Origin of the sequence: Blautia sp. AF32-4BH (assembly GCF_003460565.1) — a bacterium.
Classification (GTDB): Bacteria; Bacillota; Clostridia; order Lachnospirales; family Lachnospiraceae; genus Fusicatenibacter; species Fusicatenibacter saccharivorans.
The window spans coordinates 1-25,378 of the sequence record NZ_QTVL01000014.1; the positions used below are offsets into that span (position 1 = coordinate 1).

32 protein-coding genes, 1 tRNA gene and 1 pseudogene are annotated in these 25,378 nt (G+C 37.5%); 16 read left to right on the forward strand and 18 right to left on the reverse strand.

Annotated features, from left to right (window positions below; translation table 11 throughout):
• The 8 genes from DWZ44_RS14355 to DWZ44_RS18260 form a co-directional block, all read right to left on the reverse strand.
• Positions 1–312, reverse strand: a 312-nt coding sequence (locus DWZ44_RS14355) for a DUF2786 domain-containing protein (RefSeq protein WP_147342486.1), incomplete at its 3' end; no start/stop codon positions are given.
• 18 nt (positions 313–330) lie between these two features.
• Positions 331–768 carry a single-stranded DNA-binding protein gene (locus DWZ44_RS14360; protein ID WP_117805135.1) on the reverse strand — a complete coding sequence of 146 codons (438 nt, stop codon included), beginning with the start codon at positions 766–768 and terminating at the stop codon, positions 331–333.
• Positions 769–772: 4 nt separating this feature from the next.
• Complete coding sequence (locus tag DWZ44_RS14365) at positions 773–1,366, reverse strand: hypothetical protein (protein ID WP_117805136.1); 594 nt, start codon at positions 1,364–1,366, stop codon at positions 773–775.
• A 279-nt stretch (positions 1,367–1,645) separates the two neighbouring features.
• The gene (locus DWZ44_RS14370; RefSeq protein WP_117805137.1) at positions 1,646–1,909 is read right to left on the reverse strand and encodes a hypothetical protein; all 264 of its coding nucleotides are present in this window, start codon (positions 1,907–1,909) and stop codon (positions 1,646–1,648) included.
• A 49-nt stretch (positions 1,910–1,958) separates the two neighbouring features.
• The gene (locus DWZ44_RS14375) at positions 1,959–3,380 is read right to left on the reverse strand and encodes a DUF6075 family protein (RefSeq protein ID WP_117805138.1); all 1,422 of its coding nucleotides are present in this window, start codon (positions 3,378–3,380) and stop codon (positions 1,959–1,961) included.
• Between the two features lie 15 nt (positions 3,381–3,395).
• A complete protein-coding gene (locus tag DWZ44_RS14380; RefSeq protein ID WP_117805139.1) occupies positions 3,396–4,124 on the reverse strand; it encodes a ParA family protein in 729 nt (242 codons plus the stop codon).
• 41 nt (positions 4,125–4,165) lie between these two features.
• On the reverse strand, positions 4,166–4,693 hold the full coding sequence (locus tag DWZ44_RS14385; RefSeq protein WP_117805140.1) for a sigma factor-like helix-turn-helix DNA-binding protein: 528 nt from the start codon (positions 4,691–4,693) through the stop codon (positions 4,166–4,168).
• A gap of 15 nt (positions 4,694–4,708) precedes the next feature.
• Positions 4,709–4,885 carry a hypothetical protein gene (locus tag DWZ44_RS18260; RefSeq protein WP_158565923.1) on the reverse strand — a complete coding sequence of 59 codons (177 nt, stop codon included), beginning with the start codon at positions 4,883–4,885 and terminating at the stop codon, positions 4,709–4,711.
• A gap of 168 nt (positions 4,886–5,053) precedes the next feature.
• On the opposite strand from DWZ44_RS18260, the gene DWZ44_RS14390 reads away from it, so the two are divergent.
• From DWZ44_RS14390 to DWZ44_RS14410, 3 genes are all read left to right on the forward strand, one after another.
• Entirely contained in the window at positions 5,054–5,518 is a 465-nt protein-coding gene (locus tag DWZ44_RS14390; RefSeq protein ID WP_158565925.1) for a helix-turn-helix domain-containing protein, read from the forward strand.
• Between the two features lie 1,535 nt (positions 5,519–7,053).
• Positions 7,054–7,311: a type II toxin-antitoxin system RelB/DinJ family antitoxin gene (locus DWZ44_RS14405; RefSeq protein ID WP_117805143.1), complete on the forward strand. Its 258-nt coding sequence runs from the start codon at positions 7,054–7,056 to the stop codon at positions 7,309–7,311.
• Complete coding sequence (locus DWZ44_RS14410) at positions 7,311–7,574, forward strand: Txe/YoeB family addiction module toxin (RefSeq protein ID WP_117805144.1); 264 nt, start codon at positions 7,311–7,313, stop codon at positions 7,572–7,574. The genes DWZ44_RS14405 and DWZ44_RS14410 overlap by 1 nt, the downstream gene beginning before the upstream one ends.
• Positions 7,575–7,996: 422 nt before the next feature.
• Here the strand turns inward: DWZ44_RS14410 and DWZ44_RS14415 are convergent, their stop codons facing one another.
• The 10 genes from DWZ44_RS14415 to tnpA all read right to left on the reverse strand — a co-directional run bounded on the left by DWZ44_RS14415 (position 7,997) and on the right by tnpA (position 15,210).
• On the reverse strand, positions 7,997–8,749 hold the full coding sequence (locus tag DWZ44_RS14415) for a replication initiation protein (RefSeq protein WP_191847499.1): 753 nt from the start codon (positions 8,747–8,749) through the stop codon (positions 7,997–7,999).
• A 301-nt stretch (positions 8,750–9,050) separates the two neighbouring features.
• Positions 9,051–9,731 carry a DUF2786 domain-containing protein gene (locus DWZ44_RS14420; protein WP_117805146.1) on the reverse strand — a complete coding sequence of 227 codons (681 nt, stop codon included), beginning with the start codon at positions 9,729–9,731 and terminating at the stop codon, positions 9,051–9,053.
• Positions 9,732–9,924: 193 nt separating this feature from the next.
• Complete coding sequence (locus tag DWZ44_RS14425; protein WP_117805147.1) at positions 9,925–10,113, reverse strand: hypothetical protein; 189 nt, start codon at positions 10,111–10,113, stop codon at positions 9,925–9,927.
• The gene (locus tag DWZ44_RS14430; RefSeq protein ID WP_238033708.1) at positions 10,101–10,385 is read right to left on the reverse strand and encodes a transposase; all 285 of its coding nucleotides are present in this window, start codon (positions 10,383–10,385) and stop codon (positions 10,101–10,103) included. Before DWZ44_RS14430 ends, DWZ44_RS14425 begins: the two co-directional genes overlap by 13 nt.
• 174 nt (positions 10,386–10,559) lie before the next feature.
• Positions 10,560–10,633 (reverse strand) — tRNA-Lys (locus DWZ44_RS14435).
• A gap of 32 nt (positions 10,634–10,665) precedes the next feature.
• Positions 10,666–10,884 (reverse strand): hypothetical protein, encoded by a 219-nt coding sequence (locus DWZ44_RS14440; protein ID WP_117805148.1) that lies wholly within the window; start codon positions 10,882–10,884, stop codon positions 10,666–10,668.
• A 41-nt stretch (positions 10,885–10,925) separates the two neighbouring features.
• A complete protein-coding gene (locus DWZ44_RS14445) occupies positions 10,926–12,224 on the reverse strand; it encodes a DUF6075 family protein (RefSeq protein WP_117805149.1) in 1,299 nt (432 codons plus the stop codon).
• Between the two features lie 13 nt (positions 12,225–12,237).
• Positions 12,238–12,966, reverse strand: a complete 729-nt coding sequence (locus DWZ44_RS14450; RefSeq protein ID WP_117805150.1) for a ParA family protein — start codon at positions 12,964–12,966, stop codon at positions 12,238–12,240.
• Between the two features lie 724 nt (positions 12,967–13,690).
• On the reverse strand, positions 13,691–14,788 hold the full coding sequence (gene tnpB / locus DWZ44_RS14460) for an IS200/IS605 family element RNA-guided endonuclease TnpB (protein ID WP_117805152.1): 1,098 nt from the start codon (positions 14,786–14,788) through the stop codon (positions 13,691–13,693).
• Positions 14,788–15,210: an IS200/IS605 family transposase gene (tnpA, locus tag DWZ44_RS14465; protein ID WP_117805212.1), complete on the reverse strand. Its 423-nt coding sequence runs from the start codon at positions 15,208–15,210 to the stop codon at positions 14,788–14,790. The genes tnpB and tnpA overlap by 1 nt, the downstream gene beginning before the upstream one ends.
• 726 nt (positions 15,211–15,936) lie before the next feature.
• Between tnpA and DWZ44_RS14470 the strand changes: the two genes are divergently transcribed.
• The 13 genes and pseudogenes from DWZ44_RS14470 (at position 15,937) to DWZ44_RS14535 (ending at position 25,266) form a co-directional block, all read left to right on the forward strand.
• Positions 15,937–16,599, forward strand: coding sequence for a DUF5688 family protein (locus tag DWZ44_RS14470; RefSeq protein WP_117805153.1), 663 nt, complete (start codon positions 15,937–15,939; stop codon positions 16,597–16,599).
• 178 nt (positions 16,600–16,777) lie between these two features.
• On the forward strand, positions 16,778–17,161 hold the full coding sequence (locus DWZ44_RS14475) for a DUF3846 domain-containing protein (protein ID WP_117805154.1): 384 nt from the start codon (positions 16,778–16,780) through the stop codon (positions 17,159–17,161).
• 1,083 nt (positions 17,162–18,244) lie between these two features.
• The gene (locus DWZ44_RS14480; protein ID WP_117805155.1) at positions 18,245–18,715 is read left to right on the forward strand and encodes a hypothetical protein; all 471 of its coding nucleotides are present in this window, start codon (positions 18,245–18,247) and stop codon (positions 18,713–18,715) included.
• A gap of 148 nt (positions 18,716–18,863) precedes the next feature.
• Complete coding sequence (locus DWZ44_RS14485) at positions 18,864–19,436, forward strand: hypothetical protein (RefSeq protein WP_117805156.1); 573 nt, start codon at positions 18,864–18,866, stop codon at positions 19,434–19,436.
• A gap of 25 nt (positions 19,437–19,461) precedes the next feature.
• The gene (locus tag DWZ44_RS14490) at positions 19,462–20,004 is read left to right on the forward strand and encodes a hypothetical protein (protein ID WP_117805157.1); all 543 of its coding nucleotides are present in this window, start codon (positions 19,462–19,464) and stop codon (positions 20,002–20,004) included.
• Between the two features lie 546 nt (positions 20,005–20,550).
• Positions 20,551–20,754 (forward strand): hypothetical protein, encoded by a 204-nt coding sequence (locus DWZ44_RS14495; RefSeq protein WP_117805158.1) that lies wholly within the window; start codon positions 20,551–20,553, stop codon positions 20,752–20,754.
• 201 nt (positions 20,755–20,955) lie between these two features.
• Positions 20,956–21,210 (forward strand): type II toxin-antitoxin system Phd/YefM family antitoxin, encoded by a 255-nt coding sequence (locus tag DWZ44_RS14500; RefSeq protein ID WP_117805159.1) that lies wholly within the window; start codon positions 20,956–20,958, stop codon positions 21,208–21,210.
• A 47-nt stretch (positions 21,211–21,257) separates the two neighbouring features.
• Positions 21,258–21,470, forward strand: a pseudogene (locus DWZ44_RS19345) (Txe/YoeB family addiction module toxin); the annotation flags it as partial.
• A 415-nt stretch (positions 21,471–21,885) separates the two neighbouring features.
• Entirely contained in the window at positions 21,886–22,710 is an 825-nt protein-coding gene (locus DWZ44_RS14510) for a DUF5688 family protein (RefSeq protein ID WP_117805160.1), read from the forward strand.
• Positions 22,711–22,809: 99 nt separating this feature from the next.
• A complete protein-coding gene (locus DWZ44_RS14515) occupies positions 22,810–23,283 on the forward strand; it encodes a JAB domain-containing protein (protein ID WP_117805161.1) in 474 nt (157 codons plus the stop codon).
• Between the two features lie 1,047 nt (positions 23,284–24,330).
• Entirely contained in the window at positions 24,331–24,552 is a 222-nt protein-coding gene (locus DWZ44_RS14525; RefSeq protein WP_117805163.1) for a hypothetical protein, read from the forward strand.
• A gap of 82 nt (positions 24,553–24,634) precedes the next feature.
• Positions 24,635–24,955, forward strand: a complete 321-nt coding sequence (locus DWZ44_RS14530) for a hypothetical protein (protein ID WP_117805164.1) — start codon at positions 24,635–24,637, stop codon at positions 24,953–24,955.
• Positions 24,952–25,266 carry a hypothetical protein gene (locus DWZ44_RS14535; protein ID WP_117805165.1) on the forward strand — a complete coding sequence of 105 codons (315 nt, stop codon included), beginning with the start codon at positions 24,952–24,954 and terminating at the stop codon, positions 25,264–25,266. The genes DWZ44_RS14530 and DWZ44_RS14535 overlap by 4 nt, the downstream gene beginning before the upstream one ends.
• Positions 25,267–25,378: the final 112 nt, after the last annotated feature.

A 25,378-nucleotide genomic window follows, 5' to 3' on the forward strand; every position in this document is an offset into this window, starting at 1 on the left:
CACATCTTCTTCGAGTCCAACGAATCCAATAAAATATGTTTTTGAGTGTTTTGCTCTTTCATGTACAGCCTGACAACAGTAATTTTCGCCAATAACGGTAGATAAAGTAAATATCCAAAAATTTGTTTGTTTTGTGCAGGAAATAGATGTTTTGATTGTTTTGACTTTCTTATTTCCCTCATGCAGCTTTGCTTCGGTTAATTTATACTCTGCCATAAGCTGCCTGGCTTTTAAGAGTGCAGCCTGGGCTTCGAATTCGTTTGGACTTTCTGACAGAGCCAGCAGTTTCCGGATCTTTTTTTCAATATCCATCTTTTAACCCCCTCGTTTTTATCGGAATGGAAGTTCTTCTTCCGACATTTTCGAAATATCAAGAAACTCTGTATCCATATCTATCTCTCCGGCATTTCCTCCGGAAGTCTGATCCCGTTTGCTTTCCGCAAATTCATGCTGTTCCACAACAATGTTCACGTTATAAACTTTAACCCCGTCTTTGTTTGTGTAACTGCCAGAATGCAAATGTCCGGAAATAGCGATCTTAGTTCCCTTATGAAGGTATTTTTCCGCAAACTCAGCGTTCTTTCCAAAGGCAACGCAGCGGAAAAAATCTGCGTCCTGCTGTCCATCCTCATGCCGGTATCCTCTTGCAACAGCAAGTGTATAGCTTGCTGTTACGGTAGATTCCTCTTCACCATTTCCATTCTTTTTTGAAGTGTAACGTATCTCTGGCTCCTTTGTTAGTCTTCCAATCTCCCATACTTTGTTCATTTTTTTATCCTCTCTTTCTTAAATTTGTGTTTAAAAAATTTTTCTGATCGCCAATGGCAGCTACACAGTTTATTTCCTTTTCGCTCTTCCCATCCACCTTGTAGTACGAAAAACCAGATCTAAAAAAACCGGATTCTATTCCGCGAGACAGATTAGCTTTGACATCTACATAAAGCTTGCCGAACGGATATGGAAAATGAACTCTAATAAGATCTTTGCCAATGGGATCGTCATATAGTAAAAAATATTCCCGATATACGTTTTGTGTGCCAGACAAAATATTCTTAAGTTCTTTCGGATCTACTTGATTTTGTATTTCTTGATAATCTACTTTGTTCAAATCAAACCAGTTGTCCAGAATAGCAAATGCCAATGACCACGCTTTTTGTTCCTTTCTTTTACACATATATAATTCAAATGCTATTGTAATGACAAAATTTCGGTATAAATTATTTGATGTATTAGCTTTGGTAAGCAACCGAAAGTATCTTTTTACACCTGGACTTTTTGTAAGATAATTGGCAAATGTGTCTTCTAAACCTTCGGTTGCACTGCAGGCTTTTTTTATTGCCTTCTTCCATAAATATTTTTTCAACATATATATTTCCCCGCATTTTCATGATTTTTGTATTCTATATTTCAGTTACAGGTCACCAGTCAATATTTCTTATGGTATTCAAACAAATCGAGAGATTCTTTGTTTGAATACCATAAGAAACGAACAAAGAAACTATAATCAAAATAGATATATATTGAGCCGTTTGTGTTGCTGTCCACCGTTTCATAATTCCATTTTTTCGTCCTTCTTTTCTGACAATATTCAGTAACACTGCATGATTGGATGGATCTCCATGAAAAGAAACAAAGTCCACTGCTATTACAATATAAGAATGTTCAAAAGCAGGTCTTGTGATCCAGGGAAAATCCAGATGAATAAAGCAATTAGATAGAAGGTTCCTTTTGTGGTAAAGTCCAAGGCTGCCAGCAGAATTTTATGCCCCCAGTAGGTTCTAAATTCAGGATGACGCAATCTGGTCAAATACTCATTACTTTTCGCGTTTGTCCGTGCAAACGTGAAATAGCTGACAAAGCATTTTATATAAAACACAATAACTGGTAAATATTTCAATACGGTTTCCATTTTTTATTTTCCCCTCAAGTGGTTTAAGCAAGAATACTGATCTGCTTTTCTATTTCGTATACTCTGGATAACGGAGCTGGACTGCCTGCCAGAAATATGGAGCAAAAGAGCTGTAAAACAGTTCATTTACTGTATAGTTCTGACATTCTTTCAACTGGTTATCTACTTTGTCTTCATAGTCCACAGTAGGTATCTCCCCCGAAAACAGATTGAATGCCATTCGGATTGCCTTTTCACTGCTGCTTGTCTGCCATCCGGCTTTCAAGCATTCCGTTTTTAAACATTTCTGTTCAAAATCGAATATTTCTGTTACATGACTTCTGGTACTCTGCATCAAATTGATGCAGTAGCATAATGCTTTATCTGCAGAATCTGGTGCAGAAAATTTCTGCAGACTATCGTAATATGCTTTTTTGTGTTCTGAACTCGTAAAACGAATTCCTTCTTCCGGAAAATCAGAAAGATTTTCTACTTGTCTTTTAGATTCTGTTTTTTCTGCAGGTACCGCAACATATGGTTCCGGACCTTGATGTTTCTCCGGAATATCATCTATTTCTTCCCGAATCCAGCCACAACGCAAAGAACATTCTTTTTTACATTCTTTGCAGCATGAGTATGGTGCTTCACAATACGCTGCAGAACCACACGCGCCTGATTTGCTCAGTCCTGTTTTGCACGGCTTGAGGTTTGGGTTTCTTTTTCCTTCTTTTGTGGGCTGTTTAGAAGGTATTTCCTGTGTCACGGATTTGCTTGCGAGATAACCTTCCATTGCAGCCACGGTGAAAAATTCCTTCTGAACAAGATCTTTCTGATCTTCTTTCGACTGCTTGGCCAGATACAATGCAGCTGCAGGTGTCAGTTTTTCTTCTCTGAATGCCTGCATTCCATCTTCTGACAGATGTTTTGCCGTAAACATTAAGTTCTGAACGGTTGATTCACTCCGTTTTGTGGACAGAGCGATTTCTTTCCGCAGTATTCTTCCCTTCAATGTTTCATCTTTATTGATTTTTGGCAGGAGTTCCTTCAGTCTGACTACCTGCATCATCTGTTCATACCCATTTAAATCATTTCGAGCGGATGAATTTGTCAGGATCAGAAGCAGCTCTGCAACATCATCATTACATTCTATCACAAGACATGGAAGATAAGCATATTCCGGAAAGCCACGCTGCACTACGATTTGACTGGCCCGCCATCTGCGGTGTCCGGCCAGAATTTCATACTGTTCTGCATCCTTCTTTCGGACCAGAAGATTCTGAGCAACCCCGCCCAAAATCTGGATAACATCTGCCAGATTTTCCAGTTCTTTTTCACTGTAAAACTGATTAATGTTTGAAACCAATTGCGTATAATGAATTGATTTCATGTTCTGTCGGTAAGATCCAGAGAGAGATGCCAGAACTTTGCTTTTCTTTGCCTGCTCTGCAGACAACCCCATTTTATTCTTTAGGATTGCATTCAAATTTGCCAATTTTCTGCCTCCCTCTTATTCCATCAATGCCAGAACTTCTTTTGTAAGATCTTCGTAGTCTTTTGTTGCCGCATCAAATCTGCGGTGTCTCGCCAACGGTTTTCTTGCCTTATTGGCAGAATTTACAGAAACACGGTTTCTGACCACTGTTTCCAGCATTGGGAACTGGTATCTTTCGATCAGATCATAAATTTCTTCAAGCTGCGATTTGCGTTCCGCATATTTTGCGATGAAAACATGATATGTAAGACCTGGGTTATAGATTTCCTGGATCTGTGCAATGTAATCGGAAAGGAAGTTTAACCCTGTTTTTCCAAAAACGTCCGGCTCATATGGAATCAGAAGTTCATCCGCAGCAACCAGTGCGGCAATCGTTGGCAGCTGCATGGAAGGATGGCAGTCAATGATTGCATAATCGTATCGATCTTCTACTTGTTTCAAAGCTTCTTTGATAATAAGTGGAAGTCCATCTGCTTCTTCCATTCGGGGCGATCCTTTAATCAGATCAAGATTTGGATATTTTGTCCGGTAAATACAACTTATTGTTTTTTTACCATGAAAAATATCCAGCAGAGTTCTGGTGCTTTCGTTGACCTTGCTGTAAATGTAGGTCGCATTGGCCTGCGGATCAGTATCAACCATCAAAACTCTTTTTCCTTTTGCGGAAAGGTTGTAAGCCAGGTTTATAACAGTTGTGGTCTTTCCAACACCGCCCTTGTAGTTGTCAACTGCGATTGTTTTCATGTTTTCTCCTTTCGGGTTCTCAAATGGAACCAATAAAAAATTTACTTATCTGCTTTTATCCAATTCTTATTAATCAATTCATGCACATCCAAATTTGAATGGTACATGGAATGGATCATATTCAATGCACGTTTTCGCCTTCTTTGGATTGTTCGCGAAGAAATTTGTAATTCTTTCGCGACTTCGTTCCAGGATATGAACTTTTCATACAAAAGCTGCAAAATCTCATGTTCTTTACGCGGGAGGCACATATAACATCTATGTATTTTTTGTATACCGTCAATCTCTTCCAGCTTTTCATTGATTCCCTTTTGCAGTTCGCTGGAGTATTCCATTCCTTTAAATTTCTTGTTTTTCAGCAAATCGCTCAGATCATGTAAGCTCGAATGAGTTGTCGCACTCCCGGTTCCTGAATGCTGTAGCGCCAGAAGTCTGCAAAGCCAGTCATCATTAGAATCCAAACTCACTAATTCACGGACAAAGGCTTCTACGCCATATCGTAGCTCTTGAATAATGCGATCGTAGTCTTGAATAATTTGGCAGATTTCTTGATCGGTATATTCCCTCATTACTACCCCCGGATTCTATTCTGGATTTTCAGCTTCTTCTTTTTCTTTTTCCTGCATTTTCACGTATTCTTTTGTAGCTTTCATACCGGCAATGAAATTTTGTACGGCATATAATTCATCTTCATCTAATGTTGCCATCAAAAAACCGGAACGTTCTTCTTTTTTAGTTAGTCTTTCGATTGGACTATTCATTTTTATCTCCTCCTTGTCGAAATCTTTTATATTGCTAATTATATCGTTTTGTAAAGATTTATCAATATTTTTTTATAAAAATATATTGACAAATATATCATTTTTTGCATACTATATTTACAAAATGATATAATTATGATAAAATATTTTTTAAAAAGGAGGTACAAAATGAGCACAATCAATGAGAGACTTCGTGATTTGCGCGTAGCATGTAATTTAACACAGAAAGAGTTTGGAGAAATCATAGGATTAAGCTGGGGAAGTGTATGTCAAATAGAAACTGGCAGAAGAAATGTTACAGAAAGACATCTTCACCAAATAGAAATATGGCCAAAGAAAAAAGTGAACATGAAATGGCTCAGAACCGGAGAAGGTACTTCCATGTTTTTAGATGATCCACTTGAAAAAAAGATGTTGGAATTGAAAGCAGTTTTCGGTCTAAATAATGCACAATTTAATCTCTTTAAAAATTTTCTACAATTGCCCCCAGCTAGTAGAGATATTATATCCAATTATTTAGAAAGTTGTTTTGGGAACCGTGTACCCGATCAAAAAGAAAAACTTCCCACATCAACAAAAGAACTGGAAACTTTAGAAAAACGGTATAAGCCCAAAAAAGAAGAAAATGCGTAAAACGCCAGGGACCTTCATGAAGAATGAAGTTCCTGGCGTTCTGCCATATTACCGGATCATGTAGATAAACTTTGTTTTGCCGGAAAAGTTGATGTTGTAACATAACGTGTTTTCTCTCAAGAAATATAATGCATATATGTTACCTGGTTTGTAAAAAACATATTTTTTTTCAATAGTCTCACCTCCTGTCTTATACGCCTGAGAGGTTATTATATTACAAAAATTGGTAAATTTGTGCTGGTAATTTCCGGGATTTTCAGACTTTTTTGTATCATAAAGAATTCTTTTCATCGCTGATCCAAGCTGTAGCGGTCAATTTTTCCTTTTCCTATGTTGTAAAATTCTAATTTTGGAATATTGCATTCCGGAACTGCATATGATATAATGCCGATAGGCAAACGATATTAACAGTCCGTAAGGGCAACAAAAATCCCACGAGTTCACACCTCGTGGGATTTTCTATTCCGTTTTGGCAAGGTGGCTTAAGCCCTAGGCTGGTTGCCGATTACTTCTCTCCATCCAACCATTTGCAAATGTAGAAGGCAACTACACTTGCCACGACAGAGATAATAAACGATACTAACACTTCCGTAAGTCAACCCCCCTTTCCGTGCCTGTATAGGGGTGGCAACGCATATAAGTATATCATAAGATTTTCGTTTTGGGAATATTGCATTCCGGAGCTGCATATGCTATAATGGCGATAGCTAAAAAGGATATAGTACCCACGGGTACACAAAGCGAAAGCCCCGGAGCGTCACCTCCGGGGCTTTCTTTAGGCTAGTTGTCACTGTTGTTTCCGTCTAACCATTTGCAGATGTAGTAGCTGGTTACGCCTGCCACAACGGAAACCAAAAAGGATATAATAATCTCCACGAGTACACCCCCCTTCTGTTGCCAGATTGGGTGCGACAACTGATGAAGTATATCACAATTTTTTCAATTTTGGAATATTGCATTCCGGAGCTGCATATGCTATAATGCCGATAGGCAATAAATGAAGAGATGTATTCATGATTGATACAGCAAAAGCCCCGGAGTTGCACCTCCGGGGCTTTCTGTCCGTTTTGGAAGGGTGGATTAAGCCCTAGGCTGGCTACCAGCTACTACTTTCTGTCCAGCCATTTACAAATATAGTAGGCAACTATACTTGCCAGAACAGAAAAAATAAATGAAAAGATTAAATTCATGAATGACACACCCCCTTCCCTTACCTGTCTAGGGGCGGTAGCTTTCAGATTATATCATAAAAATATGGATTTTGGAATATTGCATTCCGGAGCTGCATATACTATAATGCCGATAGGCAAATGAAATAAACGGATTGCAAAAGTCAACAAAATCCCCGTGAGGTACCAGCTCACGGGGATTTTTATTCCGTTTTAACAAAGCGGAAAGAAAGCTGACTGCATACGAGATACTGGATCAAGCAAGCCGACAGTATACAAGTGGCGGAAGCGAAAGCAAATGTATATAAAAGTGCTTGCATAATATATACATTTGCTGTATAATAAAAAAAGAAAGGAGCGATATTTATGGCACAGATTAATTTACGTGTAGATGATAATTTGAAAAGCAGTGCGGAAAGGACGTTAAATGACATCGGTTTGAGCATGTCTACCGCAATCAACATTTTTCTGAAAACAGTTGTAAGGGAAAACCGTATTCCATTTGAACTGTCAGCAGACCCTTTTTACAGCAAGGAGAACATGGAAGAACTGGAAAGACGTGTAGCGGACATACGTTCTGGCAAGAGCACCTTGAAAGAGCATGAGCTGGTAGAGGTGGAATAATGAGAAAACTATGGCAGGATGAAGCGTGGGAAGAGTATCTCGACTGGCAGACACAGGATAAGAAAACTCTAAAGAAAATCAACAGGCTTTTGACCGATATCGACCGGAACGGGTACCAATGCACAGGAAAGCCAGAACCGCTAAGCGGAAACCTTGCAGGATATTGGAGCGTTCACATTGACGAGAAAAACAGGATAGTGTTTAAGATAGACGGAGACAGCATGGAAATTATCCAGTGCGGAACGCATTACAGGGATAAATAGAGTGGCAGAGATGCCACAATAAGCCATTTTCCCTTGGGTGCTAAAAAGCCATAAGTATATCATAAGATTTTCGTTTTGGGAATATTGCATTCCGGAGCTGCATATGCTATAATGGCAATAGCTAAGAAAGAAGTTGTATCCAAGTGGTACACAAAGTGAAAGCCCCAGAGTCGCAACCTCTGGGGCTTTCTTTAGGCTAGTTGTCACTGTCTTTCGAAAGTACATACTTACCCTGACCCCGATGTTTCTCTATCACATCGGGGTTTTTAAAAAAAGAGGTGAAATTATGGATGAATCAAAACTTACTCCTGAAGAACTTGAAGAAATGGAAAAGCAATTTTGGGAAATCGTAAGAAAATATAGACCAGAAATATTCGAAGAAAACGAATCTGATACAGACTAATTGGCTAAACAGAAGGTAATTATATTTTGTTATACTTTGAATTAAGATGAAATCTGAATGCCTCTATGCTTCTTCCCTTTTTTAAACATTCGTAGCTTACAGTATATGATGTGCACCGACATATTTCTTTTACTGCTATATCTATAACCTTGCTTTTAAATTGGCTGATCTTTTCATATTTAGTTTCACAATCACATGCTTCACGTATTGTCTTGATTGCCAATATAACGGATACTCCATCTGCAGGTATGAATCTTGTCATTTGTTCTTTCATTAAAAGTTCATATATTCTGATTGCGTACACTGATTTCATAGCAAGTATATTTTCCAGCTGGTATTGAGTATACCTCTCTTGCAATCCCAATAAAAAAGGTTTTAATAATGGATTCATTTTTACGGCCAATCCGACTCCTTTTTCATAAGCACATGCTGTTACCCATTGTATTTTCATGAATTTTCCTTGTTGATAATCTTTTATTGCTACATGATTTGTTAAAATATCATCTGTGATCGTATCCATATCCCGGTATAGATTAGCTGCACTGATATGTAACATTTTTGCAAGCTCCTGTACCGAAATGAAATAAGACTTTAATTCTTCATCGTCTGGTTTAATTTGCATTATCAATGCTCTTACTATTTTTGCTGAATTGAGTTTCAAATTTTGTTTTCCTTCCAGCAATTCATTTGATTGTACAACATAATGTTCTGTATTTGTATTAAAATCGAAACAGAGCTGTCCATTCAGCTGATAATCTTTCTTTTTCCCCATATATATTACCTTTCCTCGTAAAATTGTATTTGATTATATCACAAAAACCACCCTTTTGCAAGTAGGTGGTTTTTGTGATACTTATCCACATTTTTACAACTATCAAAAGGTGGTTTTTTAGCTATCAAAAGGTGGTTTTAAAACTATCAAAAGGTGGTCGATTGACTATCAAAAGGTGGTTTTTTAGTGCCAAAAAGTGAGTAACCATGCGGGTTTCCGGCCCTCTAAATATAAGTATTATAAATATTTAAAATAATTTATATTATATATGCATCAAATAACTATCAAAAGGTGGTTTTTTTTAAATTGTGCCGGTATGTCGTGCAGGCTGTAACCGTTTCTGTTCTCCAAAACATTTTCCATCTAAATATCCAGATGAGAATTTCCTGAAGTCTATCGGTGTATCATACATATTACCTTGACCCGTATTAAATTTGTCGCAAAAATCTATGACTTCTTTCGGTAACCGTAGTATCAGACTCCATTCTTTTTCCTTTTCTTGATCCTGCTTTGAAAACGCTTCTCTTACCCCTTCACAAAAACCGGCTCCATATCCATTGGTTATTTTTTTTTGCGCACCAAGCGATAAATTACAGTATGTCTGTTTCAAATTTTGTATCTGTGTTAAAACGCAGTCCACTGCATATGTAAAAATATTTACACATATACTCACATCTTCTTCGAGTCCAACGAATCCAATAAAATATGTTTTTGAGTGTTTTGTTCTTTCATGTACAGCCTGGCAACAGTAATTTTCGCTAATAACAGTAGATAAAGTGAATATCCAAAAATTTGTTTGTTTTGTGCAGGAAATAGATGTTTTGATTGTTTTGACTTTCTTATTTCCCTCATGCAGCTTTGCTTCGGTTAATTTATACTCTGCCATAAGCTGCCTGGCTTTTAAGAGTGCAGCCTGGGCTTCGAATTCGTTTGGACTTTCTGACAGAGCCAGCAGTTTCCGGATCTTTTTTTCAATATCCATCTTTTAACCCCCTCGTTTTTATCGGAATGGAAGTTCTTCTTCCGACATTTTCGAAATATCAAGAAACTCTGTATCCATATCTATCTCTCCGGCATTTCCGCCAGGAGTCTGATCCCGTTTGCTTTCCGCAAATTCATGCTGTTCAACAAATCACCTCCAATCTATTCAAATGAAAGATTGGTTTTACTTGTCTTTATTTTTTTAAATCGTCATCAATTTGTTCCATTAAAAACTTCTTTGTAGTTGCGTGATAATCAGCACATCCCGTTTTCATATCAACGGCTTCCCACCATATACAATGATCTGGTTCATAATAACCACAATTACTAATTCTGTATCCTTTATACTCGTAGATACCTTTTGATATTTTTACAGCTCCCATACTTTTATTCTCCTAATAGCTGGCCGACTTTTTTTCGCATTTTCAGCTTTTTCCTTGCGCTCTAAAGCGAGTTTTTCTTTCAGATTATCCTCTCGTGTGTCATCAAAAACCACGGATGTTTTATCGAGAAACTCCTTCTTCCAGTTGCGGAGAAGATTCGGCTGAATATTGTTTTCGGTTGCGATTGTATTTAAGTCTTTTTCTCCTTTGAGCAGTTCAATCACTAATTCTGATTTGAATTTGGCTGAGAAATTTCTTCTTGTTCGAGACATAATAAAAATCCTTCTTTCTGTAGTGTTTACAGTATATCAGATTCATTAAGAAATGTCTCTTGAAGTGTCTTAAATTCTACTTTGTCGTACGACCATTTTTTACAATTTCATTTTTGTAACAGAAAAACGGCTGAAAACCCAGTAAAATCAAGGTTTTCAGCCGTTTCCATTTGATGAAGCATCGGGGATTCGAACCCCGGACAACTTGATTAAAAGTCAAGTTCCCTTACCGCCTAAAATGCCAGTCCCTCATTATTTTTTCGGTAATTCAATAGGAATGTCAAATTACAATATTAGAAAGAATTTCATTCAATACCTTCGAAAGGGACATATTCTGAGCATGTGCGATTTCCTCTAATTTTTTTACATTTTCTTCTTTAAGATTAAAACTCTTTATTATTGTTTTCGGTTTCTCTGGGGGAGTAGAAAATATCTTTGATACATCGAATTTTGTTTCATCTGTAGTTTTTCTTTCTTTTGAAGAATCTTTTTCAGCCAATGTTAAAACACTCCTTCCATGACTTTTTCCAATTTGCTATATTACTTGGTATATTCTGGATAACGGATCTGGATTGCCTGCCAAAAATATGGTGCATAAGAGCTGCAAAACAGATCTTTTACCGTATAACTTTTACATTCCTTTACCTGATTGATTGAATCCCCATAGTTGTTAATACTTGGGGTATCGCCAGAAAACAAATTGAATGCCATTTTAATTGCTTTTTCATCATCTTCTGAAAGTGCATCATTTTTCAGGCATTCAGGTTTTGGCTGCATGGCATGGAAGTCAAAAAAATTCTCCAGTCTATCCCTTGTATTGGGGCTTAAACATAAGCAATAACATAAAGACTTGACAGTTGCATCCGGATCTGGAACATTTTCTAAAGTTTCATAATACCTTTTCTCGTGATCGGCGCTGGCAAAGAGAAATTTTTCTTTTGAAAAAGTTTTCGATGATTGTGTGACCGACAGTGTTTTTTCGACTTTTTTCTCTGGTTGCTCCGGTTCTTGTATATATGAAACGAAATTTTCAGTAGGGACTTTTTGCTCGATTTCTTGTTGCTGAATGAAAGGTTGCTCTTTTCCTGACATGGAGGATCGCTGAACCGGTTTCTTACTGGACAGGTATCCTTTCATTGCAGATACGGTGAAAAATTCCTTCAGAACAAGATCTTTCTGATCTTCTTCTGACTGTTTAGCCAGATATAGTGCGGCTGCAGGTGTCAGCTTTTCTTCTTTGAATGCCTGCATTCCATCTTTTGATAGATGTTTTGCCGTATACATTAAGTTCTGGATGGTTGACTCGCTCCGTTTCGTGGACAGAGCGATTTCTTTCCGCAGCACTCTTCCCTTCAATGTTTCATCTTTATTTATTTTGGGTAGGAGTTCCTGCAGTCTAACGACCTGCATCATCTGCTCATATCCATTTAAGTCACTTCTAGCGGATGAATTTGTCAGGATCAGAAGTAGCTCGGCAACATCATCGTTGCACTCTATGACCAAACACGGAAGGTAAGCATATTCCGGAAAGCCACGTTGCACTACGATTTGACTGGCCCGCCATCTGCGGTGTCCAGCCAGAATTTCATACTGTTCTGCATCCTTTTTCCGGACCAGAAGGTTCTGGGCAACCCCACCCAAAATCTGGATAATATCTGCCAGATCTTCCAGTTCTTTTTCGGTATAGAACTGGTTAGTGCTTGGAACCAGCTGGGAATAATGGATTGATTTCATATTCTGCCGGTAAGATCCGGAAAGAGAAGCAAGAATCTTGCTTTTTTTTGCCTGTTCTACAGACAGGCCCATTTTATTCTTAAGAATCGCATTTAAATCTGCCATATTTTTATTTCTCCTATTCCATTAATGCCAGAACTTCTTTTGTAAGATCCTCGTAATCTTTTGTTGATGCATCGGTTCTGCGGTGTTTTGCCAGTGGTTTTCTTGCCTTATTCGCTGAATTCACAGCAGCTCGGTTACTGATAACGGTAGTGAGCAGTGGAAACTGGTATTTCTCTACCAGGTCACGTATTTCTTCTATCTGAGATTTACGGCCAGCATATTTCGAAATAAATACATGGTATGTAAGTTCCGGATTGTAGTATTCCTGAATCTGTGCAATGTAATCAGATAGAAAGTTTAGGCCAGTTTTTCCGAAAGCATCCGGTTCATATGGAATCAGAAGTTCATCCGCTGCAACAAGTGCGGCAATTGTTGGCAGCTGCATGGAAGGATGGCAGTCAATAATCGCATAATCATAGCGATCTTCTACTTGGTGCAAAGCTTCTTTGATAATAACTGGAAGTCCATCTGCCTCCTCCATCCGGGGAGAGGCCTTGATAAGATCAAGGTTTGGATAATTCGTTCTGTAAATGCATCTTTCTGTTTTTACACCATGGAAAATATCCAGCAATGTTTTGGAATTTTCGTTGACTCTGTTGTAAACATAGGTTGTATTGGACTGCGGGTCAGCATCAACCATCAGCACTCTTTTTCCCAATGCGGAAAGGTTGTAAGCCAGATTAATGACCGTTGTGGTTTTTCCAACCCCTCCTTTGTAGTTATCGACTGCAATTATTTTCATGTTATCTCCCTTCCGGTTCCTTCTGGAACCAATAAAATAGACAGTCTTGAAAATATAATAATTATTTTAATAATTTTTTATTAACTTTTCTATTAAGATTATATGATAAAATGCGCAATAAATCAAGAGAAAATTTGATTTATTGCGCAAAAAAAACATAACCCTGGCGGGTGGAAATGTCAAAAGGACACATCCGTTTTCAACAGATCTGTCCTTTTGACATTTGAAAAAGTGTATGTTGTACGTTTACAAAATCACCTCTACGAAGGTTTTGACGGCTTGCTTATATTCTTCCGGAAGTATCAGTACGTTGTCAACCAGCTCTGCATCCGGAGTAAGTGCCTGCGCAAAAGAAAAAATTGCTTTTGCTGCATACGCTGGACACTTAATCGAGATTGTGCGACTATCAGACGCGGAAGGTTTTTCCGATGTTTCTTCCGGCTCTTCTTCGGATACAGGAACTTCTTCCGGATTTATGCTACTTGCGCAGGTATCTAAAGTATTATTTTGAAAATTTAAAAAATCTTCAGATGCAAGTACTTTTATTTTTTCAACTGCCCGCTTTTGCTATGCTAATTGACACTCCCTACAGCTAAAGCAGGGGGATTCTTGTTTCTTCCACTACTGCATTGACGAATACCTTACGGTACTGCAATGTCTTACACAGTGTCCACAAGCTATGTTTATCCTGTTCCCGTATGCCCTGCGGTACAGCTTTTCATCTTTATGCAGACTGCATCTGCAGTGCTTTTTTCAGAATATTAATGCCTGCATTCGTATCCCGGTCATGAACTGCATGGCATTTCGGGCACTCCCAGATACGAATGCTCAGATTTTTTATCCGTGGATTTCTGTAGCCGCAAGAGCTGCAGGTCTGACTGCTCGGATACATCGTTGGTACTCTGTGAAGTTCATTTCCATACCAGCTGGCTTTATATTCCAGCATTTCGAAAAACTTTGCCCAGGAAACACTTGCTATGGATTTTGCCAGTTTATGGTTCCGGATCATTCCCTTCACGTTCAGATCCTCGATACAGATGGTTTGGTTTTCGCGCACCAGCATCGTTGACTGTTTCTGCAGGAAATCATTCCGCTGATTGGCTATTTTCTCATGCACTCTGGCTACCCTGAGCCGCTGCTTCCCGCGGTTATGGGAATCTTTCTGTTTCCGGGAAAGTCTGCGCTGTTCTCTTATGAGTTTTCGCATGGAGCGTTCCAGATATCTGGGATTTGATACCGTATTTCCATTGCTGTCAGAATAGAATGCTTTGATTCCGACATCAATTCCAATCGTTCCTCCAGCATTTGGGCGTGGTTCCGGTTCGAAATCAACATTTAAGACTGCAAAATATTTTCCGGCCGGTGTGTACTCAATGGTTACGTGATTAATTTTTCCCACTTCCATCGACTGGCGTATTTTGACAAATCCAAGTTTCGGAAGTTTGATATATCTTCCCACAATACGGATATTATCTTTTTGATTGACCGTTCTGTATGACTGGAACCGGTTATGTTTGCTCTTGAAGGTTGGATAGGAAGCACGTTTTTGAAAGAAATTCACAAAGCTCCGGTCGAGATCCCGCAGAGACTGCTGTAAGGCAATGGAATCTGCTGCTTTCAAAAAAGCAAACTCCTCCTGTCTTTTCAGTTCGGTCAGCATGGCGGAAGTCTGGGTATATCCAATCTTCTTCCCTTCTTCATAGCTTTCCTTGCGCATGGCAAGTCCCCGGTTGTAGATCAGCCGGCAGCATCCCAGCGTCTGGTGGATGAAGTTTTTCTGTTCTCTGTTCGGGTAGATTCTGAATTTGATCCCTTTTTGCATTAGCCCATCTTATCCTTTTGTCTCTGCGATGTTTTCTGGTTTTCGGTATACTGTTTTACTGCTTCCAGCGGGGCACCGCCAACGGTAGATACAAAATAGCTGTTTGTCCAGAGCGTCGGCATTTTCGTTTTGAGATAGGGAAATTCCTGTCTTAAAATTCTGGACGTATAGCCTTTGAACGATTTTACAGCTTTGTGGATTCCAAACGGAGGATCTACTTCCAGCAGCATATGAACATGGTCTGGCATGATCTCCATTTCCAGAATGTCTACAGAAAGATTTGCAGCATACTCTGTGAGCAGCTCCTTCAGCCGGACATCTACACCGTTCGTTAATACTTTTCGTCTATATTTGGGACGCCATACTACATGGTATTTACAGGAATAGACGACATTATTGTTTGATTTATATGTTGTGTTCATGTTTGTATGATACAATGTTTTATCAATTAACACAATTGTTATTTTGTCCATCTTCAATTACTTGCGTAAATTCGATGGACGCGTCTTATATCCCCATAGCTGAAGCAAGGAGTTTTACGACGCATTGGATAAATATAAAGAAGATTAGAACAAAGCCCGTGTCAATCATTGACACGGGCTTTGCAAATAATTTTATTTAAGGATATGAATAGGATACCATAGATAGTTATGATTTTCAAGAAAAAATTTTTATAAAATTTGAAATCATGACATTGTAATTCGGAGCTTTGAGAATGCTTGCCAGAGCCAGAACTTTCCAAATGAAAAGTCCTGGCAAACCACTGGCAGAATAAGGAAAGAATAGAATCCCCCCTAAATCCCCCAAGGGGGATTTTTTTCGTAGCATGAACACGGTGATTCTCTCCTATCTTCTATGCTCTGGCTTTTGCACACTGATCGTTGTTTGCTGTTGTGCATCATAGCAGAGCAATATGTGGATGCAAGGGTCAAGATGAACGGGCTGCGCACCGCCCTTGCATCCACATATTGCTCTGCTATTTAAGATGCACGCAAACCCCGATGAACAGTGTACAGAAGCCAGAGCATAGCAGAAAGGAGAGATGAATAAACGTCTATGCTCCGAAAAACAAAAACGCACCCCCTACAGAAACAGTACCAGAAGTCATTTGGGGATTGCAAAAAATATTTTATTTAAGGAGAAAAACAATGAAATTTGAAAATGTAAGTATTAAAAATCTGGAAAGCGCTGAAAAATATGTAGAAAAATTAATGCAGTCAGAAAAAATCTTTCAAAAAGAATATGTAGAAGAACACATCTTTATTGGATTACAGCGAAGCGGACAGGAAGAGATTGAAAAGCAGAACACAGAGTTTGATGGAATAGAAAAATATTTGTATATCAGAATAAACACAGAAGGTGGTGCATTTATTACAGCGAAAGTGAATCAAAGCTATTGGGAAAAGGCAGAAGTATCTGTACAGGAAGCATGGAGTCTGGCAAAAAAAAATACAAATAAGGAAAGCTTTGTAATGGGACTGGCTGAATATATAACAAAAAAATATGGAAAAGATATGGCAACTATGCTTTTTCCGAATCAGACTCCATTCTATGTGGTAACAAATAAAAGCGAATATAAAGGAGCATCGGCGATTTTAAATAAAAAAATGTTATCAGAATTTGGGAGAAAATACAACATTAATAAAGTAGTTGTAATTCCATCATCAATTCATGAAATGCTCATTCTTTCGGCTGATATTTTAGAATTGGAAAGAATGGAAGAATTAACGAAAATGGTACAAGATGTAAATGCAAATGAAGTTTTGGTCAGAGAACAGCTTTCAGATCGTGCATATATTTTGGATATTTGATAGAGTAATGTTTCCTCCATGTCTATAGGCATGGAGGAAACACCATAAAAATATTAAAAGAAGTGGGATAACGGTATACACTTTTCTTTTAGAACAGTTGCCGGAGCCAGGACAGAAACAGTACCAGAAGTCATTTTGAGGGAAGAACAAAATATTTTATTTAAGGAGGAAATGTATAATGAAAGGACTTTTAATTGACGTACATAACGCAAAAATTCAAGAGGTAGAAGTATCGGAACTTGATGATTACTATAAATGGATTGGATGTGAAAACATTGATATTACATCCCGAAAGATTGGTGGTAGAATTTATGATATTATTTGCGATGACGAAGGATTTTTTCATGAGCCAGTGCTGGTATCTGCTGTTGATTCTGAACAGAATGCAATGCTAGTTGGAAATCTCATTGTGATGGGCAATTCTGAGGGAGATGAAATTTTGCATGGACTTTCCAATGAAGAATTAAAACATCTGAAAAAAAATTTAGCAGTTATCGGTGTGGAAAGAGACGAAAAAACTACCGCGGTATATATGATGCTTTGTAATGTAGAATATCTGTAAAAAAATAAATTCCTGTGCTGGTAACAGCACAGGAATTTAAAACATTGTAAATGAAAAAATATTTAAGGAGAAAAATTTTTGATGAATAATATAACAGAGTTGTCCGAAAGAATTTGTAACTGCGTATCGGGATGGATATGATGACGAAGAATGGCGAGAAGATGCCGTAGATAAAATGACAGTTGCCCTGGAAAAATGCCATGATGAAGATATAATGGTAGCGTTTACGAGATTATGTGAGCGCATAGAAGAATTTATGGCATAAAAATATAAGGAGACCGACCGGCAGATACTAAAAGAAACGATAATCCATATGCCGGTAAAAGCCGACATATGGAAACATGAATTATTAGATCATCTTATTATTGGAAATAGAGAGTATATAAGCTTACGCGAAGAGTATGGAAAAGAAATATTTTCTTAGTTTATATGTGTCTATATAAACTAATTCACAAAGGTTTGCCGGATCCAGGGCTTTTCATCAGAAAAGCCCTGGATCCGGCAGAATAAGGAAGAAATGAAATCTTCCCCTAAATTCCCAGAGGGGAACTTTTTCAAAACATGAACGTAATATGACGCTACTCTTTTGCCGCTACACACAGATCATTGTTTGCTTATGGCATCATTTCATCTTCTGTTTCTTATTAAATTTGCAGTCCATTATGTTGATAAAAAAATGAAACGAATATCTATGGTGTTTTTGATATGCCAGATTATAACACATCTTAATTGATCCATTTAAATATAAAACGCTATCTTTTATTTCACGAACATAACCATGGAAGTTGTCGTTTCCATTATTTTCCTGATTACCTTATCTATACGATTGAGCATATGAAAAATTACACTTTTTAGGGGAAAAAAATTTTTTCAGCAAATTAAATGAAATTTGCTGAATTTTATTATGAAATACTACATATTGCAGAAAAATGACATCCATATTATAATAATTTCAAGAAAAAGACACGAAATTCAAAAAAATGGAGGTGTTTCCAATGAACTTAATTGTTAGATAATTTAGAAACGATAGATTGAAAAACAGAGATTTAGGATAGATGATAATCCTGAAAGGAGGCATGAAATATGAAGAAATGTATCGCTTTTTTGATGACCTGTTTGCTTATGTTTTTTTCTCCTGTTTTGACTTTGGCCAGCACCAATGAGCTTGATTTCTATCTGGAACCGTATCGCCAGGAAGAGCAGCGGCGCATCGATGAGATTACTAATTCCGAAAATAGTGCTGAATGGCTGAATGTAGAACGGGATAATATGCCATTAAGTAATGGTATGATGACAATAGGTCACTGTCTTGACTGTGCAACAATCGGAGTTACCGTTTGTGCCGCGGAAGCAAAATTGGTCAACGAAGGATACCATAGAGGATTTTTTGGAAATCAAACAGATTGTTATGCATATTATTTTGAAAGCCGTGGAGCATTAATGTGTCCACAGTGCCAGCGCGTATTAGAGCAGTATGGATATCATGCATGTTGGGAAATTCACAAAAAGTGTTCATATGGGGACTATGATGTATGCCCGATGCAGGTAAGCTGAACCCTTACGCATAAATGAGAGGTTCTTAAAGTTGCTGATTTGATTTTTTCTAGGAATCAGAGGCGATAGGGCCTGTTAAGATCTAAGAATCCAACGTTGCATTTGTTTGATGTAATGTTGGAATTCTTGTATTAAAAAGGGGACTTATATGAAAAAAAGCATATTCATTATCATAACAGTATTATTAATTTTTAATCCCTATACAGTATATGCAAAGCATACACATCAAACACAGGGTCAAACCGCTAGTATAAGTATCTCATTGGATGATCTAAAAGATGATGGTCAATATCAGTATAATGGATTAAAATGGAAAAGCAAACTGAAAGATGTAAAAAAGAAAATTCCATATACATTAAAACCTTTAAAGTACGAAAATCTTTCAGCAAACTATAAGGAGCAAGTTTACGTTGCAAATGAAACTTTTAATTTACAAGGTCAGAATGCAATATTAAAATTACAATTTGTTGATGGAGAATTATCACAGTTTTTATATGCATTTCATTTGGGTGAAACTTATGATGAATGGTTTGAAACACAATGTGACAATTTAAGACAGTTGTATGGGGAAGAAACTAGCTGGAATATAAATTATTCAAGCATTACAAAAATGAAATCTCAAACATATCGTTGGGATTTAGGCGATACAACTTTACAGTTAATTATGATGACAGGAGAAACTATTAATCCGTCTGCTACATTGGGTATAGCTGAATTTTGAATTTCAAACGAAGGGAGGCACTATTATGAAAATAAGACATGCCACAGTTTTGTTACCATTGATTCTTTTGGCTGGATGTGCATTCAATGGGGAAAATCAAAGCAGAGAACTGGATTTGAAAGGACTTTGTACAGAAGAACAGGTTTTTCAGTACGAAGATTTTAGTTGGGGAATAGATGCGGAAGAAGTTTTTAAACAAAGTTCTTTGAAATTTGATGAGAAAGATTTGGGGCAGACCAAGGATAGCGCAAAAACATATACAAGTGAAGAGGAATTTTCCCTTGAAAATGAAAAAGCGAACATGGATCTGGAATTTTCCGATGATCAGTTAAATCAAGTTTCATTTACTTTTGAGATTGAAAAAGATGCGAAAGAATGGATTCAGAAAGAAGTCGATGAACTGAATTCTTTATATGGAAGCGGAGAGACAACAGGGTTGGGTAATCAGATTTACCAGTGGAAGGGGGAACAAAATACCGTTCTGCAAATGACTGCTTTTTCAAAAAATGATGAAAAGGCTACGGTTATTTTGGGTGTAGCATCATTCGAATATTCCGTTGGATCATAATGATGAAGAAGATGTTTCATTATGTGGCCAGTACAATTGTAAATTTTATATAAAATTATTGATGAACAAGAGAGGCATAAGCTGTCGCATTAACGTGCGGCAGCTTATTTTATTCTCCTCTCCGCCTCGAAGTGTTTGCGGGGAGTTTCTACTAAATTTTTAAATGTAGAAGTCAAAACAAGGAAGAAGTGAAATCCCCCCTAAATCCCCCGAGGGGGATTTTTTTCAGAACATGAACGTAATACTACTCTCCTTTCCGCTCTGGCTTCTGTACACTGTTCGGTGTTTGCTTATGGCATCATACAGAAAATGAAATAATATGCAAGGGTCAAGATGAACGGGCTATGCCCGCCCTTGCATATCAATTCATCTTCTGTTTCATATGATGCTGCGCAAACCCCAATGAACAGTGTACAGAAGCCAGAGCGGAAAGGAGAGATAAATAAACGTCTATGCTCTGAAAAATAAAAGCGCACCCCCTGCAGAAACAGTACCAGAAGTCGTTTTGGGGGAAGAACAAAATATTTTATTTAAGGAGAAAAATTTATGGAACGAAAAGAATTTTTAATGGATAACATAACAGAGTTGTCCGAAAGAATTTGCGATTGCATATCCGATGGATATGATGACGAAGAATGGAGAGAAGATGCCATAGATAAAATGACGGTTGCCCTGGAAAAATGCCCTGATGAAGATATAATAATAGCGTTCACGAGATTATGTGAGCGTGTAGAAGAATTTATGGCATAAAAACGTAGGGCGACCGATCAGCAGGTGCTGAAAGAAACGATAATCCATATGCCGGTAAGATCCGGCATATGGAAATATGCATTATATTAAATAGGAAGAATTTTTTTATTTTATGAGATTAATTGACAAGGACACAATAATAGCATATAATATAAGTACGAAAAAACATACGATTTTTTGTACGGAAAAGAGGTGTTAAAAATGTTAGCAGTAAAGAGCATGGATGTAAGAGAAAACTTCAAGTCGTTATGCGATAAGGTTTTCAAAGGAGAAACATTGATTGTTTCAAGACCAAAGAATGAAAACATAGTAATGATGTCAGAATCTGAATACAATGAAATTATGAAAGCCAAAAGAAATGCTGAATACCTTGCTATGCTGGACAAATCCATGGCCGAAGCTGAAGCTGGTGGATTTATTACAAAAACAATAGATGAGTTAGGAGTATACGAATAATGAATGTAGTATTTACTCCGACTGCATGGTAGCAATACACGGACTGGCAAAAGGAAGATAAAAAGATTGTAAAACGGATCAATGAGCTTATAAGGAGTATAGACCGCGATGGACTATTAAAGGGAATTGGTAAACCTGAACCGTTAAAAAAAAGAAAAGTATGTAGTAGACGGATAACGGACGAACACAGACTTACATATAACTTTGATAGCAACCAAAATCTCATAATATATTCTTGTAAATTTCATTATGAAGATTGAGCAAATTCACCCCGTGTCAATGATTGACACGGGAATTTTGAAATGAAAGCCCCCCTAAATCCCCCGATGGGGGACTTTTTTCGAATGTCGCTATGTAATGTTTCTCTCCTTCCTCTTTATTTTTCTTCTGATTTCTCGATCAGGGTTTTAACGTGCATTATACAGCATGGGCAAAAAGCTAATAGGGTCAAGATGAACGGCTACGCCGCCCTATCAGCTTTTTGCCCATGCTGTATTTTTTATGCCCGCAAACCCCGATAGATCAAGAAATCAGAAGAAAAATACATAGAAAGGAGAGAAAAAATGTACATTTCTACATTCGAAAAATTAAGAGCACCCCCTCCTGAAGCAAGTCTCAGAAGGTTTTTGGGAGCATCGGCTCCGGCAAATTTTAAATTGATAAGGAGAAAATATTATGTTGGATAGAAAAATGGTAATCAATGAGTTACGTAAAAGAGGATATATTGCAGAAGAAAAAAATGTAGTGAAAAATGGTGTCATTTGTGATGGAATTTCAATTCATTTGCCGGAAACAAAAATGGAGAACGAAAAAGTTCAGAGCGTTTTTGGGGTAATTTATATGGATACTTTAGAAGAAATGAAAGAAATGGAAAACTTGAGTTTTGAACAAGTGGTGGAAAGAATCATCGAGGTCGTATGGGAAAATAGTCCTAAGTTAAACGATTTTCCAAAGAACGACAAAGAAGTTTTACAGAAAATCACAATCGGTTTTCAGAGAACGGAATATAACAGTAATATGTTGAAACGGGAATCAGATTTTGATGGAATTGAAGAGTATTTATACATTATGACAGAGGACGGAAAAATTAATATGAATGATGATTTCCTTAAATATTTTAATGTACCAGTGGAAAGCGCATGGAAAGCCGCAGAAGAAAATACGAAAAGAGACAGCATTATTTTTTCAATGGCAGATTTTTTTAAAGATGTAGCAGATGTGAAAAATTTTATAAGAATACCATTATATGTAGTAACAAATAAAGAAATGAAATATGGTGCATCAGCAATTATCAATAAAGAAATGCTTTCTGATTATTGTCATGAAAGGGATATAAACAAAATAGTGGTTTTGCCATCCACTATTCATGAAATGTTGTTTTTCCCATTGGATGAGGCAATAGATGAAAGAGACATAGATGAAATAATTCAAGAAGTGAATGACACATTAGTTTCACCGATTGAACAGCTCGGTAATAAATCATATATCATGGAAGTGTAATTGCAAAAATTCCGCCATGAAAGAAACAGTATGGCGGCGTAAATAAAAATATAAAAGTGGTTCGTGTCAATCATTGACACGAACCACGGAAAGGAGAAAATGAAAAAAATAAAAGAATATCAGATGATGCTTAATGAGAATAGAATTCCATATTTAGAAACACAGAAATCTTTTTTATGTGAGAGTAAGTGCAATTCTCCGGCAAATGTAGCAAAGATCATGGAAAGTTGTTTCCGGATAAGTGATCTACCGGAAGAACATATATATGCTATTGCGTTGAACACGAAAAATCAAATCACTGGAATTTTTGAAGTTGGAAAAGGAACCGTTAATTGTAGTTTGATTTCTGCAAGAGAAATATTAATTCGAATGCTGTTGGCTGGTGCTGTGTCATTTATTCTGTGCCATAATCACCTGAGTGGAGACACAAATCCGTCCCAAGAAGATATTCAAATTACAGAAAGTATTGGAAAAGCGGGAAGTTTGATTGGCGTTTCACTACTGGATCATTTGATTATCGGTGAAAAAAATTATACCAGTTTGCGGGAAATACAAGCAGTTACGTTTGAGTAAAAATGAGAACTAATTTTCAGACAAAAAATGGGTAGATACTATTCCCAGCATCGCTGTGATTGGTCTGCCCATTTCCTAGACTGCTTTTATGCAGAAAAAGGAAAAATCAAAGTATTCCCATTAGATTCCCGGAATAGGGAATCTTTTTTTGTCTCTATAGGAATGGCTCTAATACACAGTTTTGCCGCTACAATAAGGTGGGATGTATATCCTATCTATCCAATCTCTTTTTCTGAGCAGCCGTTTAGTCTACTTTACAAAACAAAAAGGAATTTTCCTGTGTCAATCCTTGACACAGGAAAACTAGAATAAAAGCCCCCTAAAGCCCCCGGAAAGGGGGACTTAAAGCTTCTTGTCGCAATTTCATAAAGCAGTTTATTTTGACGTATGTTAAATGCTGTACGAAAGTATATAGAAATACTTGTCCGGGATATCTGGACCTGGAAGAAATGTTTTCTTTAGAGTAGAAAAAAGGTGGAAAAATGCGGTTTGTTTTATTTGTTATGTACCATTCCCAGCACCGCTACGCGTTAGTCTGCCCATCTCCCAGACCACTTGCCGGAAGCAGCTCTTTTCCGATGAAAAGAGCTGCAAAAAGCACCGGCAGAAAAAGGAAAAATAGAAGTCCCCCCTAAATCCCCCTAGGGGGACTTTTTTCGAATGTCCGTGGAAAATGTCTTTCTCCTCCCTGCTATATTTTTTCTTCCGGTTCCTCGATCAGGGGTTTTAAGCGTGCATTATACACCATCCCTGTAAGGATGATAGGGTCAAGATGAACGGCTGCGCCGCCCTATCATCCTTACAGGGATGGTGTATTTATCATGCCCGCAAACCCCCGAAAGATCGAGAACCCGGAAGAAAAAATATAGCAGGAAGGAAGAAAGAAAATGCACACTTCTACATTCGAAAAATTAAGAGCATCCCCCCTCAGAAACAAGCCCCAGAAGGTTTTGAGGGAACGCTGGCTCCAGTAAATTTTTATAAAAATGTGAATATGTCTTGTGTCAATGTATGACACAAGAAAAACGAGAAAAGAGGTTAATAAGAATGGCTGATTTAACACATATTTTCCATGTCGGTCAGAAAGTGAGAGTATTTGTTGCGGATGATATATGGCAAAAATGGCATAAAGGAACGGTGAAAGAAACACACGAAGATTATATTCTTGTTGATGTTCCTGACATATGTGACCATATGCAGTATGAAAATGATTATATTGGTGATGTTCGTCCTGAATACAATTTCCATTTAGATGAACTGGAAGGTTAGGTGTCAAGCGTTGACACGGAAAGGAATCCCCCGCCTCTATAGACGGGGGAGGATGTTACACTAAGAGAGGAGCGATGATCCAATGAAAATAGACAAAAAATATGTGATGATTGTTACGGCGGAAGATGAAAGATATGGAACAGCAGGATATGGACTGGATTTTTTTGCAAATAGTCCAGCGGAAGGAATTCTAAACGACATTGTATATGGAGACAATCTGGAGGAACTAATGGTTAGTTCTGATGGGGAGAGCAATGAAGGACTGTTCTATTTGCTGTATAGAATGAAAAAGAACGACTCTGGTATTTCTACGGGAATAAAAATCGGATCAGGAACTGTGGATTGGAGTGCAATTGAAGAGGAAATTTTACTGGAAGAGAAAAAGAGAGGGGAAAAGAAATGATTTTAGTAAATTGGGAAGAAGATGCAAAGGTAATTGTGAAAAATTTTTCGCGGAAAGAAATGGATAGGTTAAATGCAATTATTGCAATGGACATTATGGTTCGAAACATGAATAATGAATCTGCTTATTTTACATGGATTTATCTTGTACCTGATTGTGCAAATGAATATGATTTTATTGACTTCGCGAAAAATGAGGAAGGAACTGAAAAGAATAAGATGTTTGATGCAACAGTTGCTTTATTCAAAAAGTTGTGGGGACAATACGCAAGCAAAGAGGATGGTTTATATATTGGCAACAAGACATACTGAAACATGAAGTGATTGGACACAAAGCATACAAAAAAGAGAAATGGAAGTCATCACATTTCTCTTTTTTGTTTTTGCAAATTTTAAATTATAAGGTATTTAAAATATATCATAA

Excerpts from the sequence above, each read along its gene's own strand:
- DWZ44_RS14360 (WP_117805135.1), bottom strand. The coding sequence starts at position 768 with ATGAACAAAGTATGGGAGATTGGAAGACTAACAAAGGAGCCAGAGATA.
- DWZ44_RS14365 (WP_117805136.1), bottom strand. The coding sequence starts at position 1,366 with ATGTTGAAAAAATATTTATGGAAGAAGGCAATAAAAAAAGCCTGCAGT.
- DWZ44_RS14370 (WP_117805137.1), bottom strand. The coding sequence starts at position 1,909 with ATGGAAACCGTATTGAAATATTTACCAGTTATTGTGTTTTATATAAAA.
- DWZ44_RS14380 (WP_117805139.1), bottom strand. The coding sequence starts at position 4,124 with ATGAAAACAATCGCAGTTGACAACTACAAGGGCGGTGTTGGAAAGACC.
- DWZ44_RS14385 (WP_117805140.1), bottom strand. The coding sequence starts at position 4,693 with ATGAGGGAATATACCGATCAAGAAATCTGCCAAATTATTCAAGACTAC.
- DWZ44_RS18260 (WP_158565923.1), bottom strand. The coding sequence starts at position 4,885 with ATGAATAGTCCAATCGAAAGACTAACTAAAAAAGAAGAACGTTCCGGT.
- DWZ44_RS14390 (WP_158565925.1), top strand. The coding sequence starts at position 5,054 with ATGAGCACAATCAATGAGAGACTTCGTGATTTGCGCGTAGCATGTAAT.
- DWZ44_RS14405 (WP_117805143.1), top strand. The coding sequence starts at position 7,054 with ATGGCACAGATTAATTTACGTGTAGATGATAATTTGAAAAGCAGTGCG.
- DWZ44_RS14410 (WP_117805144.1), top strand. The coding sequence starts at position 7,311 with ATGAGAAAACTATGGCAGGATGAAGCGTGGGAAGAGTATCTCGACTGG.
- DWZ44_RS14415 (WP_191847499.1), bottom strand. The coding sequence starts at position 8,749 with ATGGGGAAAAAGAAAGATTATCAGCTGAATGGACAGCTCTGTTTCGAT.
- DWZ44_RS14420 (WP_117805146.1), bottom strand. The coding sequence starts at position 9,731 with ATGGATATTGAAAAAAAGATCCGGAAACTGCTGGCTCTGTCAGAAAGT.
- DWZ44_RS14425 (WP_117805147.1), bottom strand. The coding sequence starts at position 10,113 with ATGGGAGCTGTAAAAATATCAAAAGGTATCTACGAGTATAAAGGATAC.
- DWZ44_RS14430 (WP_238033708.1), bottom strand. The coding sequence starts at position 10,385 with ATGTCTCGAACAAGAAGAAATTTCTCAGCCAAATTCAAATCAGAATTA.
- DWZ44_RS14445 (WP_117805149.1), bottom strand. The coding sequence starts at position 12,224 with ATGGCAGATTTAAATGCGATTCTTAAGAATAAAATGGGCCTGTCTGTA.
- DWZ44_RS14450 (WP_117805150.1), bottom strand. The coding sequence starts at position 12,966 with ATGAAAATAATTGCAGTCGATAACTACAAAGGAGGGGTTGGAAAAACC.
- tnpB (WP_117805152.1), bottom strand. The coding sequence starts at position 14,788 with ATGCAAAAAGGGATCAAATTCAGAATCTACCCGAACAGAGAACAGAAA.
- tnpA (WP_117805212.1), bottom strand. The coding sequence starts at position 15,210 with ATGAACACAACATATAAATCAAACAATAATGTCGTCTATTCCTGTAAA.
- DWZ44_RS14470 (WP_117805153.1), top strand. The coding sequence starts at position 15,937 with ATGAAATTTGAAAATGTAAGTATTAAAAATCTGGAAAGCGCTGAAAAA.
- DWZ44_RS14475 (WP_117805154.1), top strand. The coding sequence starts at position 16,778 with ATGAAAGGACTTTTAATTGACGTACATAACGCAAAAATTCAAGAGGTA.
- DWZ44_RS14480 (WP_117805155.1), top strand. The coding sequence starts at position 18,245 with ATGAAGAAATGTATCGCTTTTTTGATGACCTGTTTGCTTATGTTTTTT.
- DWZ44_RS14485 (WP_117805156.1), top strand. The coding sequence starts at position 18,864 with ATGAAAAAAAGCATATTCATTATCATAACAGTATTATTAATTTTTAAT.
- DWZ44_RS14490 (WP_117805157.1), top strand. The coding sequence starts at position 19,462 with ATGAAAATAAGACATGCCACAGTTTTGTTACCATTGATTCTTTTGGCT.
- DWZ44_RS14495 (WP_117805158.1), top strand. The coding sequence starts at position 20,551 with ATGGAACGAAAAGAATTTTTAATGGATAACATAACAGAGTTGTCCGAA.
- DWZ44_RS14500 (WP_117805159.1), top strand. The coding sequence starts at position 20,956 with ATGTTAGCAGTAAAGAGCATGGATGTAAGAGAAAACTTCAAGTCGTTA.
- DWZ44_RS14510 (WP_117805160.1), top strand. The coding sequence starts at position 21,886 with ATGTTGGATAGAAAAATGGTAATCAATGAGTTACGTAAAAGAGGATAT.
- DWZ44_RS14515 (WP_117805161.1), top strand. The coding sequence starts at position 22,810 with ATGAAAAAAATAAAAGAATATCAGATGATGCTTAATGAGAATAGAATT.
- DWZ44_RS14525 (WP_117805163.1), top strand. The coding sequence starts at position 24,331 with ATGGCTGATTTAACACATATTTTCCATGTCGGTCAGAAAGTGAGAGTA.
- DWZ44_RS14530 (WP_117805164.1), top strand. The coding sequence starts at position 24,635 with ATGAAAATAGACAAAAAATATGTGATGATTGTTACGGCGGAAGATGAA.
- DWZ44_RS14535 (WP_117805165.1), top strand. The coding sequence starts at position 24,952 with ATGATTTTAGTAAATTGGGAAGAAGATGCAAAGGTAATTGTGAAAAAT.